At 74.7% G+C, this 15,617-nt stretch carries 10 protein-coding genes; 8 read left to right on the top strand and 2 right to left on the bottom strand.

The window, feature by feature from the left end:
• Positions 1-131: 131 nt before the first annotated feature.
• Together PV419_RS17510 and PV419_RS17515 are read right to left on the bottom strand one after the other, a co-directional pair.
• Positions 132-1,949 (bottom strand): DUF5691 domain-containing protein, encoded by a 1,818-nt coding sequence (locus PV419_RS17510; protein WP_319689622.1) that lies wholly within the window; start codon positions 1,947-1,949, stop codon positions 132-134.
• Complete coding sequence (locus tag PV419_RS17515) at positions 1,946-3,400, bottom strand: SWIM zinc finger family protein (protein WP_319689624.1); 1,455 nt, start codon at positions 3,398-3,400, stop codon at positions 1,946-1,948. Before PV419_RS17515 ends, PV419_RS17510 begins: the two co-directional genes overlap by 4 nt.
• A gap of 278 nt (positions 3,401-3,678) precedes the next feature.
• On the opposite strand from PV419_RS17515, the gene PV419_RS17520 reads away from it, so the two are divergent.
• The 8 genes from PV419_RS17520 to PV419_RS17555 all read left to right on the top strand — a co-directional run bounded on the left by PV419_RS17520 (position 3,679) and on the right by PV419_RS17555 (position 15,516).
• Positions 3,679-4,749 (top strand): AAA family ATPase, encoded by a 1,071-nt coding sequence (locus PV419_RS17520; protein ID WP_319690006.1) that lies wholly within the window; start codon positions 3,679-3,681, stop codon positions 4,747-4,749.
• Positions 4,746-7,370, top strand: a complete 2,625-nt coding sequence (locus tag PV419_RS17525; protein ID WP_415925318.1) for a DUF5682 family protein — start codon at positions 4,746-4,748, stop codon at positions 7,368-7,370. Before PV419_RS17520 ends, PV419_RS17525 begins: the two co-directional genes overlap by 4 nt.
• On the top strand, positions 7,367-8,605 hold the full coding sequence (locus PV419_RS17530) for a VWA domain-containing protein (protein WP_319689625.1): 1,239 nt from the start codon (positions 7,367-7,369) through the stop codon (positions 8,603-8,605). Before PV419_RS17525 ends, PV419_RS17530 begins: the two co-directional genes overlap by 4 nt.
• 171 nt (positions 8,606-8,776) lie before the next feature.
• Positions 8,777-9,607, top strand: a complete 831-nt coding sequence (locus PV419_RS17535) for a hypothetical protein (protein WP_319689626.1) — start codon at positions 8,777-8,779, stop codon at positions 9,605-9,607.
• Between the two features lie 97 nt (positions 9,608-9,704).
• A complete protein-coding gene (locus tag PV419_RS17540; protein WP_319689627.1) occupies positions 9,705-11,009 on the top strand; it encodes a hypothetical protein in 1,305 nt (434 codons plus the stop codon).
• A 331-nt stretch (positions 11,010-11,340) separates the two neighbouring features.
• Positions 11,341-12,516: an ADP-forming succinate--CoA ligase subunit beta gene (gene sucC / locus PV419_RS17545; protein ID WP_319689628.1), complete on the top strand. Its 1,176-nt coding sequence runs from the start codon at positions 11,341-11,343 to the stop codon at positions 12,514-12,516.
• Between the two features lie 20 nt (positions 12,517-12,536).
• The gene (sucD, locus tag PV419_RS17550; protein WP_319689629.1) at positions 12,537-13,421 is read left to right on the top strand and encodes a succinate--CoA ligase subunit alpha; all 885 of its coding nucleotides are present in this window, start codon (positions 12,537-12,539) and stop codon (positions 13,419-13,421) included.
• Positions 13,422-13,602: 181 nt separating this feature from the next.
• Positions 13,603-15,516 carry a DUF6350 family protein gene (locus tag PV419_RS17555; protein WP_319689630.1) on the top strand — a complete coding sequence of 638 codons (1,914 nt, stop codon included), beginning with the start codon at positions 13,603-13,605 and terminating at the stop codon, positions 15,514-15,516.
• Positions 15,517-15,617: the final 101 nt, after the last annotated feature.

Consider the following 15,617-nt stretch of genomic DNA (forward strand, 5'->3'; position numbering starts at 1 on the left):
CGGCAGGCCGCCGCGACCGACCGCGGCGCGGTCGCCCTGCGGCGGCGGTGCGGGACGCAGGCGCAGATCTCGGGCGGGCGCCACGGTTGCTGACGCGGCATGAGGTGCCGTGGTGCGGTCAGCGTGTCCGACTACGGGGACGGTGCCGGGCCGGTGGCCGTTGTGCGGGGTGGTTCGAGCTCGCGGCGCATCGCGGCGCGCAGCCGCAGCGTGCCCACCAGACGCTGGAACGCCTCCGACCAGTAGCCCCCGGCGCCGGGTGAGCCGTCCGCCGGCTCGTCCGGTATCGCGGTGAGCACTTCCAGCCGGTCGGCCTGGTCCGGGTCCAGACAGCGCTCGGCCAGTCCCATGACGCCGCTGAAGCTCCATGGGTAGCTGCCCGCGTCACGGGCGATGTCGAGCGCATCCACGACGGCCCGGCCCAGCGGCTCGGCCCACGGCACCGCGCACACCCCCAGCAGCCGGAAGGCGTCGGACAGCCCGTGGGCCGCGATGAAGTCCGCGACCCACTCGGCCCGTTCGCCCGGCGGCAGGGCGGACAGCAGCTTCGCCGGGTCGCGCCAGGAGGCGGCGGCGGGCGGGGCGGCCCCGCCGGCGGCGCCGATTCCGCCCGTAGCGCCGAGGCCCGACGCGCCCGGGGCGGGCGCGTCGGTGGGCGGCGCGGACGGCGCGCCGAGCAGGGCGCGGGACCACTCCACGTTTCGCTGCCGGACAGCCGCCCGGCACCACGCCGCCTGAAGGTCCGCCTGCCAGCCGTCGGCGACCGGCAGCGCCACGATCTCGGCCGCACCACGCCCGCCGAACCACTCGCTCCAGCGCTCCAGCGGGGTCGCCTCCACCAACTGGCCGAACCACCACGCGCGCTCGCCGCGCCCCGAAGGGGGCTTGGCCACGACGCCGTCGCGCTGCATGCCGCTGTCGCACTCGGTCGGCGCCTCGACGGCGATGACCCCGGCGGCGAGGGCGACGCAGGCACGGGACCGCTCGGCCATACGGGAGGCCAGCGCCGAGCCGGGGAGGGCGGACAGCAGCTCGGTGGCCGTGGACCGGACGTTCCGGCTGCGGTCGGCCAGGGCCTGCTCCAGGAACGGCTCGTCGGAGGGCGAGAGCTCGTCGCGGAGCGAGTCCAGGAACATCAGCCGGTCCTCGGCGCGCTCCGTGGACCAGGTGCCGCCGAGCAGCGCGAGGCCGAGCTCCGGGTCGCGGTGGCGCACCGCCGCCAGCAGCGAGACCCGCTCGGCGAACAGGCCGTCCTCCCACTGGCGCTGTATCTCGGCGGGCACGGCCGGACTGTCGGGCGCGGTGGGGTCGTCGGCCGCGGATGCGGCCGTGGCCGCGGGGTCCGTGGCAGCGTCGGCAGCCTGGGGCCCGGGTGCTCCGGCCGCTTCCGCCGCCTCTCCCGATGCCGCTCCTGCCGCTGTGGTCTCCGCCGGTGCCGTCGCGCGCCCGGCCCCGCCGCCGCGCAGCGCGAACTTCCACCCCGGGTTCAGCCGGGCCAGCCACAGGACCCGCGGCCCGCCGAGCGTGAGCGCCTCCGGGCGCAGATCGGTGCGGGCGCGGGCCGCGTCCAGCAGGGCAGGGAGGAGGGCCTCAGGCGCGCGGTAACCGTGCTGGTTGGCCATGGTGAGCCACTGCGGAAGCAGCTCGGTGAGGTCGGGCGCGGAGCGCCGGCCGCCGCCGGGGGCCGAGCGGCCGGCGAGCAGCATGGCCAGTCGGCTGCGGGCGGCCGGGGGCAGGGGCGGGCGCGGGTCCTCGGGCGCGGGGGAGGGAATCGGCCGGGCGGCGGCGGGGCGCAGCCCGGCCCGCCGCCGTACGGTGCTGAGCGCGGCGGCGTCCAGCAGGGCGGCGGGCGCCTCCTGGCCGGGGCGCGGGGTGACGGGCGGGGTGCGGCGCTCGGTGCCGAGCAGGGCGGCGGCGACCAGGTCGTCCCAGGGCGCGGTGGTGCTCACGGCATGCCTCCATGCGGTGTCGATCCGGTGCCGGACGGGCTCTGGAGCGGGACGGGGTTCGGATCCCAGGTGGTGATCGGGGCGAAGCCGCGGTGGCCGCATTCGCCGAAGACCGTGACGGGGCCGCCGCCCGAGACCGCGGTCAGCTGCCACAGGTCCGTACGTCCCATGCACCGGGGGTCGATCGGCAGGGCGGAGCCGGTCCGGGTGTCCGCCAGCTGCCAGCCTTCCTCGCCGCCCGGGATCGGGGTCACCCCCGAGAGGACGGCCGGCCAGGCGTCCAGCCAGGGGTCCTCGCGCAGCGCGGCCCCGTAGGCGACCAGGGCCGAGGCGATGTCACTCCCCGGCGGCACCTGAGGCACGGGGGTCACCGACGTCGACGGTGCCGCGGACGGCGGCAGGTTCGGACGGTCGGTGCCGAGCGCGGCGCGCAGCGGGCGCCCGGCCGGGTAGTACGTGAGGTCGGCGTCCAGCACGATCCCGACCGGCAGGGCCAGTTCGGGGGAGTGCCCGGCCGCGCCGAAGGAGAGCAGCAGGGCCATCCGGCCGGTGTCCTGGCCGCGCAGCCAGATCCGGCGCGTCGTCAGCCTGCCGTCGGCGCTGTCCTGCAGGCCGAGGACGAGCCAGCGGTCGCGGACGGCGGCGCCGGAGGCCAGCAGCTCGGCCGTGGTCGTGGTGAGGCCGACGCGCGAGCGGGTCGTGGTGGCCAGCGCCTCCGGGAGCCGGTCCAGGCGCAAGAAGCCCTGGTTCAGCAGGTGGAGCAGGGCGCACTCCTCCAGCAGGCGCGCGGGCCAGCCCGGCCCGGAGGACGGGATGGCGCCCAGCTCCCGCACCCGCGCCTCCAGGCCGGGCGCCTGCGCGTCCACCATGCGCGCGGCCGTCTCGTCCCATGTCGCGTAACCGGCGTGGTCGGCGCCGGCCAGGCCGTCGCGGAGCAGATCCGCCAGGCGCTGCTCGAGTTCGGTGGCGCCCGCGGCGATGCGCTGGGCGCGCCGCTCGGCCCGCCGCCTGGCCGCCTCCGGATCGGCGACGCCGCCCGGCTCCTTCTGCCCCCCGGCGGCCCCGTCGGCGGCCTCCGCGGCGGCTGCGGACGCCTTGCGCCCGGCGCTCTCCCGCCGCCCGCTCAGCCACTGCCCGGCCCACTCCGGCGGAGCCTCGGCCTCGGGGACGCCCCCGCCGCCCGCCCACAGGAGCAGCAGGCCGAGCGCGTGCTTGCACGGGAACTTCCGGCTCGGGCAGCTGCAGCGATAGCCGGGCCCGTCCAGATCGACGACGGTCTGGTACGCCTTGCTGCCGCTGCCCGCGCACAGCCCCCACACGCCCCGGTCGTGCGCCCCCGCCCCCGACCACGGGCCGGGCGTGGCGAGCTTGCCGCCCGCCTTGCGTGAGGCGGCGTCAGGAGCCAGGGCCAGCACCTGCTCCGCCGTCCAGCGTTCCCCCTGCGCATTCATGTCCTCGACGGTACGGGCGCCCACTGACAACGACTGTGACCTGCGGGTTTGTTGACGAGCGGGCTGGTTGTCAGTGGTGTGGTGCAGGGTGGTCGACGGGTCCGGAAACGGACGGAGAGACGAGTCGTGGGGGAGCTGTGACCGTGCCTGTGCCCAGCGGAGACGACACCGCCGAGATCGCCGAGACCGCTGAGATCCGCGGCGGCACCGACGCCGCCAAAGCCGCCAAAGCCGCCGAAGCCGCCGACGGCACGGCGGGGGCCGCCGGGGGCGAGGCCCTGCGCCCGCACGCCGAAGACACCTTCGCCGACGAGCTCAAGGCGCTCGCCGCGGCCGACGACCGCCCGCGGCCCGCCCGCTGGCGGCTGTCGCCGTGGGCGGTCGCGACATACCTGCTCGGCGGCACGCTGCCGGACGGCACCATGATCACGCCCAAGTACGTGGGCCCCCGCCGCATTGTCGAGGTCGCCGTCACGACCCTCGCCACCGACCGCGCGCTGCTCCTGCTGGGTGTGCCCGGCACGGCCAAGACATGGGTCTCCGAGCACCTGGCGGCGGCGGTCAGCGGCGATTCGACCTTGCTCGTCCAGGGCACCGCGGGCACGCCCGAGGAAGCCATCCGCTACGGCTGGAACTACGCCCGGCTCCTCGCCCACGGCCCCAGCCGCCAGGCGCTCGTGCCGAGCCCGGTGATGCGGGCGATGGCCGAGGGCATGACCGCGCGCGTGGAGGAGCTGACCCGTATCCCGGCCGACGTCCAGGACACGCTGATCACCGTCCTTTCGGAGAAGACCCTGCCGATCCCGGAGCTGGGCGAGGAGGTCCAGGCGGTCCGCGGCTTCAACCTGATCGCCACGGCCAACGACCGGGACCGGGGGGTCAACGAGCTCTCCAGCGCCCTGCGCCGCCGGTTCAACACGGTCGTGCTGCCGCTGCCCGCGACCGCGGAGGAGGAGGTCGACATCGTGGCCCGCCGCGTGGCCCAGATCGGCCGCTCGCTGGACCTGCCCCCGGCCCCCGAGGGCGTGGCCGAGATCCGCCGGGTGGTCACGGTCTTCCGCGAGCTGCGGGGAGGGGCGACGGAAGACGGGCGCACCAAGCTCAAGTCGCCGTCGGGCACGCTGTCGACGGCCGAGGCGATCTCCGTGGTCACCGGCGGACTCGCCCTCGCCGCCCACTTCGGCGACGGCGTCCTGCGGGCGGGCGATGTGGCCGCGGGCATGCTGGGCGCGGTGGTCCGCGACCCGGCGGCGGACCGCGTCATCTGGCAGGAGTATCTGGAGACGGTCGTCCGCGAGCGGGACGGCTGGAAGGACTTCTACCGTGCGTGCCGTGAGGTGAGCGCGTGAGTGGCGCCGCCCCGGGCCGCGCGGCGCCCCCGCCCTGGCCGGACGCGGCCGAGCCGCCGTGGCCGCTCCTCCTGGGCGTACGGCACCACGGCCCGGGCTCCGCGCGGGCGGTACGGGCGGCGCTCGACGCGTGCGAGCCCGACGCCGTGCTCATCGAGGGCCCCCCGGAGGCGGACGCGCTCGTCGGCTTCGCCGCGGAGGAGGGCATGCGGCCCCCCGTGGCCCTGCTCGCCCACGCGGTGGGCGACCCGGGACAGGCCGCGTTCTGGCCGCTGGCCGAGTTCTCGCCGGAGTGGGTGGCCATCCAGTGGGCCGTGTCCCGCGGCGTCCCGGTACGGTTCATCGACCTCCCGGCGGCGAACTCCCTGGCCATGGCCGCCCGTGCCGGTATGGAGGGCGCGGCCGGGCCGGACGAGGCGGGCCGATTGGCCGACGCGACCCGCGCGGTCGCCGTGGGCGGCGTGCGTGGTGAGGTCCCGGTGGCCGGTGACGAGGTGCCGGAGGGGGATCCGGCCGGGCGGCTGCGGGTGGATCCGCTGGGGGCGCTCGCGGAGGCCGCCGGATACGACGAGCCGGAGCGCTGGTGGGAGGACGTCGTCGAGCACCGCGGCGTCGGCACGGGCGCGGTGGGCGGCACCGGCACGGCGGGTGCCGTCGCGTCGTTCGCCGCGCTCGGCGAAGCCATGGCCGCTCTGCGCGCGGAATACGGCCACGGCGGACATGAACACGACGCCGCGCGTGAGGCGCAGATGCGGCTGCGGCTGCGCGAGGCGCGGCGGGAGTTCGGGGGCCGGGTCGCCGTCGTGTGCGGGGCCTGGCACGTCCCGGCGCTGGCCGGGCGGACGACCGTGACGGCCGACCGTGGGCTGCTCAAGGGGCTGCCGAAGGTCAAGGTCGAGCTCAGCTGGGTGCCGTGGACACACCGTCGGCTGGCCCGGCACAGCGGCTACGGCGCGGGGATCACCTCCCCCGGCTGGTACAGCCATCTCTTCCACACCGCGGACCGTCCGCTGGAGCGCTGGCTGACCAAGGTCGCCGGGCTGCTGCGCGCCGAGGACTTCGCCGTCTCGTCCGCGCATGTCATCGAGGCCGTACGGCTCGCCGAGACCCTAGCCGCCATGCGCGGCCGGCCGCTGGCCGGGCTCGCCGAGACCATGGACGCGGTGCGGGCGGTGATGTGCGAGGGCTCCGACGTGCCGCTCGCGCTCGTCCACGACCGGCTGGTCGTCGGGGACGTCCTGGGCGAGGTGCCCGAGTCGGCGCCCGCCACTCCGCTCCAGCGGGATCTGGCGCGCACGCAGCGTTCGCTGCGGCTCAAGCCGGAGGCGCTCGACCGAGAGCTGGAGCTGGACCTGCGCAAGGAGACCGACGCCGCGCGCAGCCGCCTGCTGCACCGGCTGCGGCTGCTCGGCGTCGACTGGGGGACCCCGGCCGCCTCGCGCGGCAGCACCGGCACGTTCCGTGAGACGTGGCGGCTGCGCTGGGAGCCGGAGCTGTCGGTGCGGGTCGCCGAGGCCGGAGTGTGGGGCACCACCGTGTTGTCGGCCGCCACGACGAGGGCGGAGGCCAAGGCGGTGGATGCCACCGCCCTCGGCGAGGTCACGGACCTGGCCGAGCGTTGTCTGCTCGCCGGGCTCCCCGACGCCCTCCCGGTCGTGATGCGCGCGCTCGCCGACCGGGCCGCGCTCGACGCGGACGTCGGGCATCTCGCCCAGGCCCTGCCCGCGCTCGTCCGGTCGGTGCGCTACGGGGACGTGCGCGGCACGGACACCGCCGCCCTGGCCGAGGTCGCCGTGGGGCTGGCCGAGCGCGTCCTGGTCGGGCTGCCGCCCGCCTGCTTCGGCCTCGACGCGGACGGCGCCGCCGAGATGCGCGGCCACTTGGAGGCCGTGCACCAGGCCGTCGGCCTGCTGGCCGAGATCCGGGAGGGCGGCGCGGAGCGCGCCGAAGCGGGCCCGGACGGCCCGAGCGGTCTGATCGGCGCGGGCGCTGGAGGCGACCTGGTCGGCGCGGCGGACAGCGGGGACAGCCCGGGCGGCGCGGGTGGGCGGCCCGGCGGCGGGCTGCGGGCTCGCTGGCTCGCCGTGTTGCACGCGCTCGCCGGACGTGACGGTGTCTCAGGGCTGATCCGCGGCCGGGCCGCGCGTCTGCTCCTGGACGACGGCAGGCTGGCCGAGGGCGAGGCGGCCCGGCTGATGGGCCTGGTGCTCTCGTCCGGCACCGCACCGGCCGAGGCGGCGTCCTGGATCGAGGGGTTCGTGGGCGGCGGCGCGGGCGGCGGAATGCTCCTGGTCCACGACGAACGGCTGCTCGGCCTGCTCGACGGCTGGCTCACGGGCGTTCCGGCGGAGGCGTTCACGGACGTACTGCCGCTGCTGCGGCGCACGTTCGCGGCGTACGACGCCGGGGTGCGCCGCACGCTCGGTGAGCTGGTCCGCCGCGGACCGGCGGCGGCCGACGGTCCGCGCCCGGCCGGCGGCCCGCTCGTGCCCGGGTTCGGCCCCGGCCTGGACGAGGAGCGCGCGGCGGCCGCCCTGCCGACGGTCCGCCTCCTCCTGGGCCTGGACGACAGCCACGACAACCGCGATAACGACAACCACGCGTCGGAGGTGGCCGGATGACCGGGGAGACGACCGGGGAAGCCACACCGCCCGCGCCCGCCGCGGCCGGGACGGACGAGCGGCTGCGCCGCTGGCGGCTGGTGCTCGGCGGGCAGGGCGGCGACGGGACCGGGTGCGCGCTGAGCGGGCAGGACGCCGCGATGGACCGCACGCTCGAAGCGCTCTACGGCGCGGGCGGCGGGACGGGCCCCGGCGGCGGCGCTGCCGCCACCGCCCGGGGCGGCTCCCCGGGGAGCGGACCGCGTTCGGCCGGGCTCGGTGGCTCCGCGCCCCACGTGGCCCGCTGGCTCGGCGACATCCGCCGATACTTCCCCACCTCCGTGGTCCAGGTCATGCAGCGTGACGCCATCGACAGGCTCGGCCTGTCCACCCTGCTCCTGGAGCCCGAGATGCTGGAGGCCGTGGAGGCGGACGTCCATCTCGTCGGGACCCTGCTCTCGCTGAACAAGGCGATGCCGGAGACGACCAAGACCACCGCCCGCGCCGTCGTCCGCAAGGTCGTGGAGGACCTGGAGAAGCGGCTGGCCACCCGCACCCGTGCCACCCTCACCGGCGCCCTCGACCGCACGGCCCGGACCAGCCGCCCGCGCCACCGCGACATCGACTGGGACCGCACCATCCGCGCGAACCTGAAGAACTACCTCCCCGAGCACCGGACCGTCGTCCCCGAGCGGCTCATCGGATACGGGCGCGCGGCACGCGGGGTGAAGAAGGACGTCATCCTGTGCATCGACCAGTCGGGGTCGATGGCCGCGTCCGTTGTCTACGCCTCCGTCTTCGGCGCCGTACTGGCCTCGATGCGCTCCCTCGCCACCCGGCTCGTCGTCTTCGACACTGCCGTCGTGGACCTGACGGAGGAGCTGGACGACCCGGTGGACGTGCTCTTCGGCACCCAGCTCGGCGGCGGCACGGACATCAACCGGGCGCTCGCCTACTGCCAGTCGCAGATCACCCGCCCCGCCGACACCGTCGTCGTGCTGATCAGCGATCTGTACGAGGGCGGCATACGCGACGAGATGCTGGGCCGTGTCGCGGCGATGAAGGCGTCCGGCGTGCAGTTCGTCGCGCTGCTCGCGCTGTCCGACGAGGGCGCGCCCGCCTACGACCGTGAGCACGCCGCGGCGCTTGCCGCGCTCGGTGCGCCCGCCTTCGCGTGCACCCCCGATCTCTTCCCCGACATCATGGCCGCGGCGATCGAAAGGCGCCAACTACCCATACCGGACAAGGAGCTGTAACAGGCGCCGGGGGGTTGCGCCGCCCCCCGCCCGTCGTGCAAGGATCAACCCATCGCCCAGGAAGTGAATCTGACCTTCCGATTGGTCGATCCAACTCTGCTTCGCCCTGCTCCGTGTGCCCGTATGTCCGTACGTCCGGGAAGGCCCCCTCTCGTGTCTGCTGTGTCCGCCGTGCCTGTCGCAGTGCGCCTGCCGCGCACCGCGGCCGCGCGGCGGGCGCTGCTGGCGGCGCTGTTCCTCGGGGGTTTCCTGGCGCTCGCGTTCCTCTTCGGAGGCAGCGCGCACGCCGCGGAGCGTACGGACGCGGGCGGGGCTGCCGACTCGTCGGCCGCCTCCGGGCTGCTCGACCCGGGCAGTGCCGACGACACCATGGCGCGGCACAAGGACGCCGTCGGGGCCGCCAAGGCCACCGACGACGCGGCCCTGGTCACCGACGACGCCGTACGGGAGGCCGTACGGCCGGTCGGGAAGCAGACCCGGGAGCTCACCGAGCCGGTCACCGACCTGCTGGACCAGACGGGCCGGTCCCTGCCCGTCCACCTGCCCTCCGACGTGCTCGGCGGGGCGGGAGACAACACCGGTCCGAGCGGTTCCGAGCCTGCTCAGCGCACGTCCGACGGCCACTGGGCCAAGGGCGGCAAGGCCCCTGGACACCCGGCCGCACACGCTGCTTCCCGCATAGGGCCCACGGCCCCGTGGTCGGCCGCGACCGCGCCGCGCACCGTCGCCGACGACGACCGGGCCCCGGTCGTGCGGGCGACGCACGGCCCGGCCCAGGGCGACGGCGTTCCGGCGCCGCTTCCCTTCCCCCTCCCCGGTTCCCCGGCGGGGGCCGTCTCCCAGTGCACCGGCGACAGCGGCGCCCCCCGTGGCGGGGACACCCATGTCGCCCTCGTGCCCGGCGGCCAGGCGAGCCACTGGCTGCGGCCCGGCGCCGTCCGCGCGGAGAGCTCCGCTCCCACGCGTGAGCGGTTCAACGAAGTCCTCGAATTCCCCGGCTAGGGCAGACCTCCACTCCGTCTGTTGAGACCTGCCGCGCGGGGGCGGGTCAGGTCTGCCCGTCCGAACATCCCCCCTGAATTCGAAGGACTTCCCCCTCATGCGTAACAACATCCGCCGCTCCATCCTCGTCGCCGCTGCCGCCACCGGTATCTGGGCCCTTGGTACCGCCGGCGCCAACGCGGCCGACCTTCCCGAGGTTCCCTCCACCGACAGCGTCACCAGCACCGTCGGCGGCGCCACCAAGACGGCCGGGGACACGCTGCCGACCGACGGCGTCAAGGACGTGACCAACGGCGTGGCCGACACCTCCAAGGTCACCGACACCGTCGGCGAGACCGTGGACGGCGCCAAGGCCACGGTGGACGGCGCGGCCTCGAAGGTCACCGGCACCGCGAAGGGCGCCCTGCCGGGCGTCGGCGACGTGACCGGCCTGACCGACGGCCTCACCAACGGCGCCACCGACAAGGTTGACCCGGCGAAGACGGTCAAGAAGGCCAAGAAGACCGTCAAGAAGGCCAAGAAGACCGTCAAGAAGGCGCAGAAGGCCGTCAAGAAGGTCACCGGCGGCGTTGACCTGCCCACCGGCGAGGTGCCCGGCGTCGTGCCGCAGCTCCCCGGCCTCGGCTCGCTGCCGTCCCTGCCCGTCACCCCCTCGGTGCCCGCCCTCCCCTCCGTCCCGGGCGAGCTGCCGGCCGTCCCGGCCACCCCTGAGCTGCCCGCCACCCCCGGTTCGGCCGATGACCTGCTCGCCGCTCTCTCCGGCGCGGGTGTCCGTCCGGAGGAGCTGACCGGCAAGGCCCAGCGCGCCGTGGCCGACGCCCAGGGGACCGCCGGTTCCATCGCCCCGGGCGAGCTGCCCCCGGCCGGTAACGACATCGTGGCGAAGGTGACCCCTGTGGCCCAGCAGACCGTCGGTGACGCCGGCGTGCTGGCCGACGATGTGTACCTGCAGGTCGCCCCGTACGCCCAGAACCTGGCCAATGGCGCCCAGGACGACGTGACGGGCGTGGCCGGTGACAGCGTGCTGCTCGTGCAGGGCCTCACCTGGACGGTGACCGCCGACGGGCAGATCGCCGTCGGCAACGCGGTCGCGGGTGCCAAGACCCTGGTCCCGGTGCTGCCCGGCAGCCTGACGGACGCCGCCAACATCCCGGCCCTGCCCGTCCTGCCGGGCGTCCCCTCGGTCCCGGCCGACCTGCCGTCGGTCCCGGCGGACCTCCCGGCCGTTCCGGCTGACCTGCCGGCCGTTCCGGCGGACCTCCCGGCCGTTCCGGCTGACCTGCCGACCGTCCCGGCCGTGGAGCTGCCCACCGTTCCCGCCGACCTGCCGACCGTTCCTGCCGACCTGCCCGCCATCGACGGCGTTGACGGCCTCGGCGGCCTGGGTGGGCTGAACATCTGATGACACCACCTGCTGTACGCCGTACGGCAACTGCTTGACCGATCGGGCGGCCCTCGTTGGGGAGGGGGTCGCCCGATCGGCGTTTCCCCCTCCGAGCAGCACGGCTGTACAAAGATAGGTGGGTATGGTCGCGATCTGTGACCGTAATCACCGCGCCAGTGTGATCTGCAATTTAGGGTCGCAGGTCCTGCGGGGATAACCTGCGAGGCGGACATGCCGCGTACCCGGCGCACGTGTGCCGCCCTCGTCAAAGATCGCGTCCTCACGCTGCCACCGCGGCACGCCCGCGCAGACAACGAACCGCGATTTCCAGGAAAAGGGACGGACGCGCGTGGACCTGTTCGAATACCAGGCGAGGGACCTCTTCGCCAAGCACGGTGTACCGGTGCTGGCCGGTGAAGTCATCGACACGCCTGAGGCGGCGCGCGAGGTGACCGAGCGACTGGGCGGCCGCGCGGTCGTCAAGGCGCAGGTCAAGGTCGGTGGCCGCGGCAAGGCCGGTGGCGTCAAGCTGGCCTCCGACGCGGATGACGCGGTCGCGAAGGCCACCCAGATCCTGGGCATGGACATCAAGGGCCACACGGTCCACAAGGTGATGCTGGCCCAGACCGCGGACATCAAGGAGGAGTACTACGTCTCCTTCCTGCTGGACCGCACCAACCGCACCTTCCTTGCCATGGCGTCCGTCGAGGGCGGCGTGGAGATCGAGGTGGTCGCGGAGCAGAACCCCGAGGCGCTCGCCAAGATCCCGGTCGACGCCATCGAGGGCGTGACCAAGGAGAAGGCCGACGAGATCGTCGCCGCGGCGAAGTTCCCGGCCGACATCGCCGACCAGGTCGCCGAGGTCCTGCAGACCCTGTGGAAGGTCTTCATCGCGGAGGACGCCCTCCTCGTCGAGGTCAACCCGCTGGTCAAGACGGGCGAGGGCAAGATCATCGCCCTGGACGGCAAGGTCTCCCTGGACGAGAACGCCGCCTTCCGCCAGCCGGAGCACGAGGCGCTTGAGGACAAGGCCGCGGCCAACCCCCTCGAGGCGGCCGCGAAGGCCAAGGGCCTCAACTACGTCAAGCTCGAGGGCGAGGTCGGCATCATCGGCAACGGCGCGGGTCTGGTCATGTCGACCCTCGACGTCGTCGCGTACGCCGGTGAGAACCACGGCGACGTCAAGCCCGCCAACTTCCTCGACATCGGCGGCGGCGCCTCCGCCGAGGTCATGGCCAACGGCCTGGAGATCATCCTGGGCGACCCGGACGTCAAGTCGGTCTTCGTCAACGTCTTCGGCGGCATCACCGCCTGTGACGCCGTGGCCAACGGCATCGTCCAGGCCCTGGAGCTGCTGAAGTCCAAGGGCGAAGAGGTCACCAAGCCGCTCGTCGTGCGCCTCGACGGCAACAACGCGGAGCTGGGTCGCAAGATCCTGACCGACGCCAACCACCCGCTCGTGCAGCAGGTGGACACCATGGACGGAGCGGCCGAGCGCGCCGCCGAGCTCGCGGCTGCGAAGTAAGGGAACAGGTCACCAACACCATGGCTATCTTCCTCACCAAGGAAAGCAAGGTCATCGTCCAGGGGATGACCGGGTCCGAGGGCCAGAAGCACACCCGTCGGATGCTCGCCTCCGGCACCAACATCGTCGGCGGTGTGAACCCGCGCAAGGCCGGTACGAAGGTCGACTTCGACGGCACCGAGGTACCGGTCTTCGGCAGCGTCAAGGAGGCCATCGAGGCCACCGGCGCCGACGTCACCGTCATCTTCGTCCCGGAGAAGTTCACCAAGGACGCGGTCATCGAGGCGATCGACGCCGAGATTCCGCTCGCCGTCGTGATCACCGAGGGCATCGCGGTCCACGACACCGCCAACTTCTGGGCCTACGCCGGCCAGAAGGGCAACAAGACCCGCATCATCGGCCCGAACTGCCCGGGTCTGATCACGCCGGGTCAGTCGAACGCGGGCATCATCCCGTCCGACATCACCAAGCCGGGCCGGATCGGTCTGGTGTCGAAGTCCGGCACGCTGACCTACCAGATGATGTACGAGCTGCGGGACATCGGCTTCTCGTCCTGCGTCGGCATCGGCGGTGACCCGATCATCGGCACCACCCACATCGACGCCCTGGCCGCCTTCGAGGCCGACCCCGACACCGACCTGATCGTGATGATCGGCGAGATCGGCGGCGACGCCGAGGAGCGGGCCGCGGACTTCATCAAGGCCAATGTCACCAAGCCGGTCGTCGGCTATGTGGCGGGCTTCACCGCGCCCGAGGGCAAGACCATGGGCCACGCCGGCGCGATCGTGTCCGGGTCCTCCGGCACCGCGCAGGCGAAGAAGGAGGCCCTGGAGGCCGCGGGCGTGAAGGTCGGCAAGACCCCGTCCGAGACCGCCCGCCTGGCGCGCGCCGCGCTGGCCGGCTGACGCCGCCGCCGGCCGGAGCGTACGGCTCACAGGTGCGGGCCCGCACCGCCCACAGGGTGGTGCGGGCCCGCACCTTTTGCTGCCGTCTCTACCGTGAAAAGCGTATAAGCGCAATCTTTACGACACGGCGACTAATCGCCTGATGTGCGGATGAATCGGCAGTTATTGGCAGCATGGGCGCGTGACCCAATTGACCGATCGCAGCCCGTCGTTGTCCTCCCCTGGCCGCGCCGCGCTCCGGCGCCCCTCCTCCGAGGTGAGAGAGGCGTTCCTCGGCGGCGTCGTCGCCGCGGGGCTCGGGCTGGGCGCGCTCGCCGTCGTCGTACTCCTGCTGTGGATCACCTCCTCGGCGCCCGACAGCAGCCCGGACGGTGCCCTGCACATCGCCGCCGATCTGTGGCTTCTCGCACATGGCGCGGAGCTCGTACGGACCGGGACGCTGTCGGGGGACTCCGTGCCCGTCGGGCTCACCCCGCTGTTGCTCAGCGCCCTGCCGTGCTGGCTGCTCTACCGGGCCGGGCGGCATGCGATCGAGACGGGTGTGCCGGAAGAGGCGGATGAGAAGGCGGCGGCGGCCGGTGGCGCAGGGCTGTGGGTGCCCGAGGAGGCCACGCTCCACCCGCGCACCGCCTTCGGCTGGGTGACGGGCGGCTATCTGCTGGTCGGGGTGGCCGTCGTGGTGTACGCCTCGACGGGGTCGCTGCACGTCGAGCCGCTCAGCGCGCTGCTGCGGCTGCCGCTCGTCGCCGCGGCGGCCGTCGTGGTGGGGGTGTGGGCGGCGGACGGGCGGTTCCCCAGACCGCTGCTGCCCGCCCCCGTGCGCGAGGCGTGCCGCCGGTGGCGAGGCCGGCTGGGGGACTGGTTGCGCGCGCGGTTGCGCGCCCGGCTGCCGCATGCCGTGCGGCTTTTCTCGGCCCGCCACCGGCTCAAGCGTCTGGTGCGTCTGGTGCGTCTGGTGCGCCTGGTGTGCCTCGTGCCCTTCGTGCGGCTCCGCTCGGCCACCGGGCGCCGGGGGGCCGCTCCCGGGGCCGCCGGGCTCCGGCCCCGGGCGTACCGGACCCCCGCCTTCCGCGCCGCCGTGCTGCGGTCCGCCGGCGGCGCCTTGGCCGTACTGCTCGGCTGTGGCGCGCTGCTCACGGCGGTGTCGCTGATGAGCCACGCGGGTGCGGTGCAGCTGGCGTTCCTGGAGCTCAGCGACCTGTGGTCCGGCCGTTTCGCGGTGCTGCTGATCAGCCTGGCGCTGCTGCCGAACGCGATGGTCTGGGGCGCGGCGTACGGGCTCGGCCCGGGGTTCACGGTCGGCACCGCCGCCGTCGGCCCGCTCGGCGTGGCGGACTACCCCGACCTGCCCCACTTCCCCCTGCTGGCCGCGCTGCCCGCGGAGGGCGGTGGCGTCCCGCTGACCTGGCTGACGGGGTGTGCGGCGGGGGCGTCGGTGGCGTGGTTCGTCGCGGTCGCGGCGGTACGGCGAGTGGACGGCGCCGAGGGCGGCCTGGCCGGCGAGCGCGGCCTGGCCGGCGAGCGCGGCCAGGGCATCCAGGGCGTCTACGGCATCCAGGGCCGAGGCGAGGGCGGAGGCAGGGGCGAGAGCGGAGGCGCGGGCAGGGTCGCGGGGCGGGCGCCGCGACCGACCGTATCGGTGTGGGGGTGGGGGCAGACCGCCCTGATGGCCGCGGGCGCCTCACTCGGCTGCGCGGCCGCGATGGCGCTGCTCGCCGGTGCGTCGGGCGGGGCCCTGGGCACGCACGGGCTCGCCGAGCTGGGCCCGAGCTGGTGGCGTACGGGCGCGGCGACGCTGGCCTGGACGGCCCTGCCGGGGATCCCCGGAGCGGTCCTCCTGCGGTGGCTGCGGCTGTTCGTGCCCGCGCTGATGGCCTGGGCGGCCCGCAAGGCGGAGGCCCGGGCCTGGGCCGCCTCGGCGGCGCCCACGCCGCGTCCGGAGGCCGAGGACGGCAGCGCGCCGGGCGCCAGGGACAGCGGCGCGGGCGGCTCCCCCGCTCCCGCGCCCTGGTGGCGGCAGTTCTTCAGGCGCTACGACAGGGCGCGCCCCCAGGCAGACCGGCCGGGGGCGCCGCCCGCCGACGTGGGCCATTAGGGAACGCGAAAGGGGCGGCTGCGACGTGTACGTGTCGCAGCCGCCCCCGCATGCTCGGGTCGTGCTTGCTGAGGCCTTCTCAGGCCTCCTCGGGCCCTCGG

The sequence above is a fragment of the Streptomyces sp. ME19-01-6 genome (assembly GCF_033793745.1).
GTDB lineage: Bacteria > Actinomycetota > Actinomycetes > Streptomycetales > Streptomycetaceae > Streptomyces.

Coding starts and splice junctions, on each gene's coding strand:
- PV419_RS17540 (WP_319689627.1), top strand. CDS start 9,705: ATGCGTAACAACATCCGCCGCTCCATCCTCGTCGCCGCTGCCGCCACC.
- sucD (WP_319689629.1), top strand. CDS start 12,537: ATGGCTATCTTCCTCACCAAGGAAAGCAAGGTCATCGTCCAGGGGATG.
- PV419_RS17515 (WP_319689624.1), bottom strand. CDS start 3,400: ATGAATGCGCAGGGGGAACGCTGGACGGCGGAGCAGGTGCTGGCCCTG.
- PV419_RS17530 (WP_319689625.1), top strand. CDS start 7,367: ATGACCGGGGAGACGACCGGGGAAGCCACACCGCCCGCGCCCGCCGCG.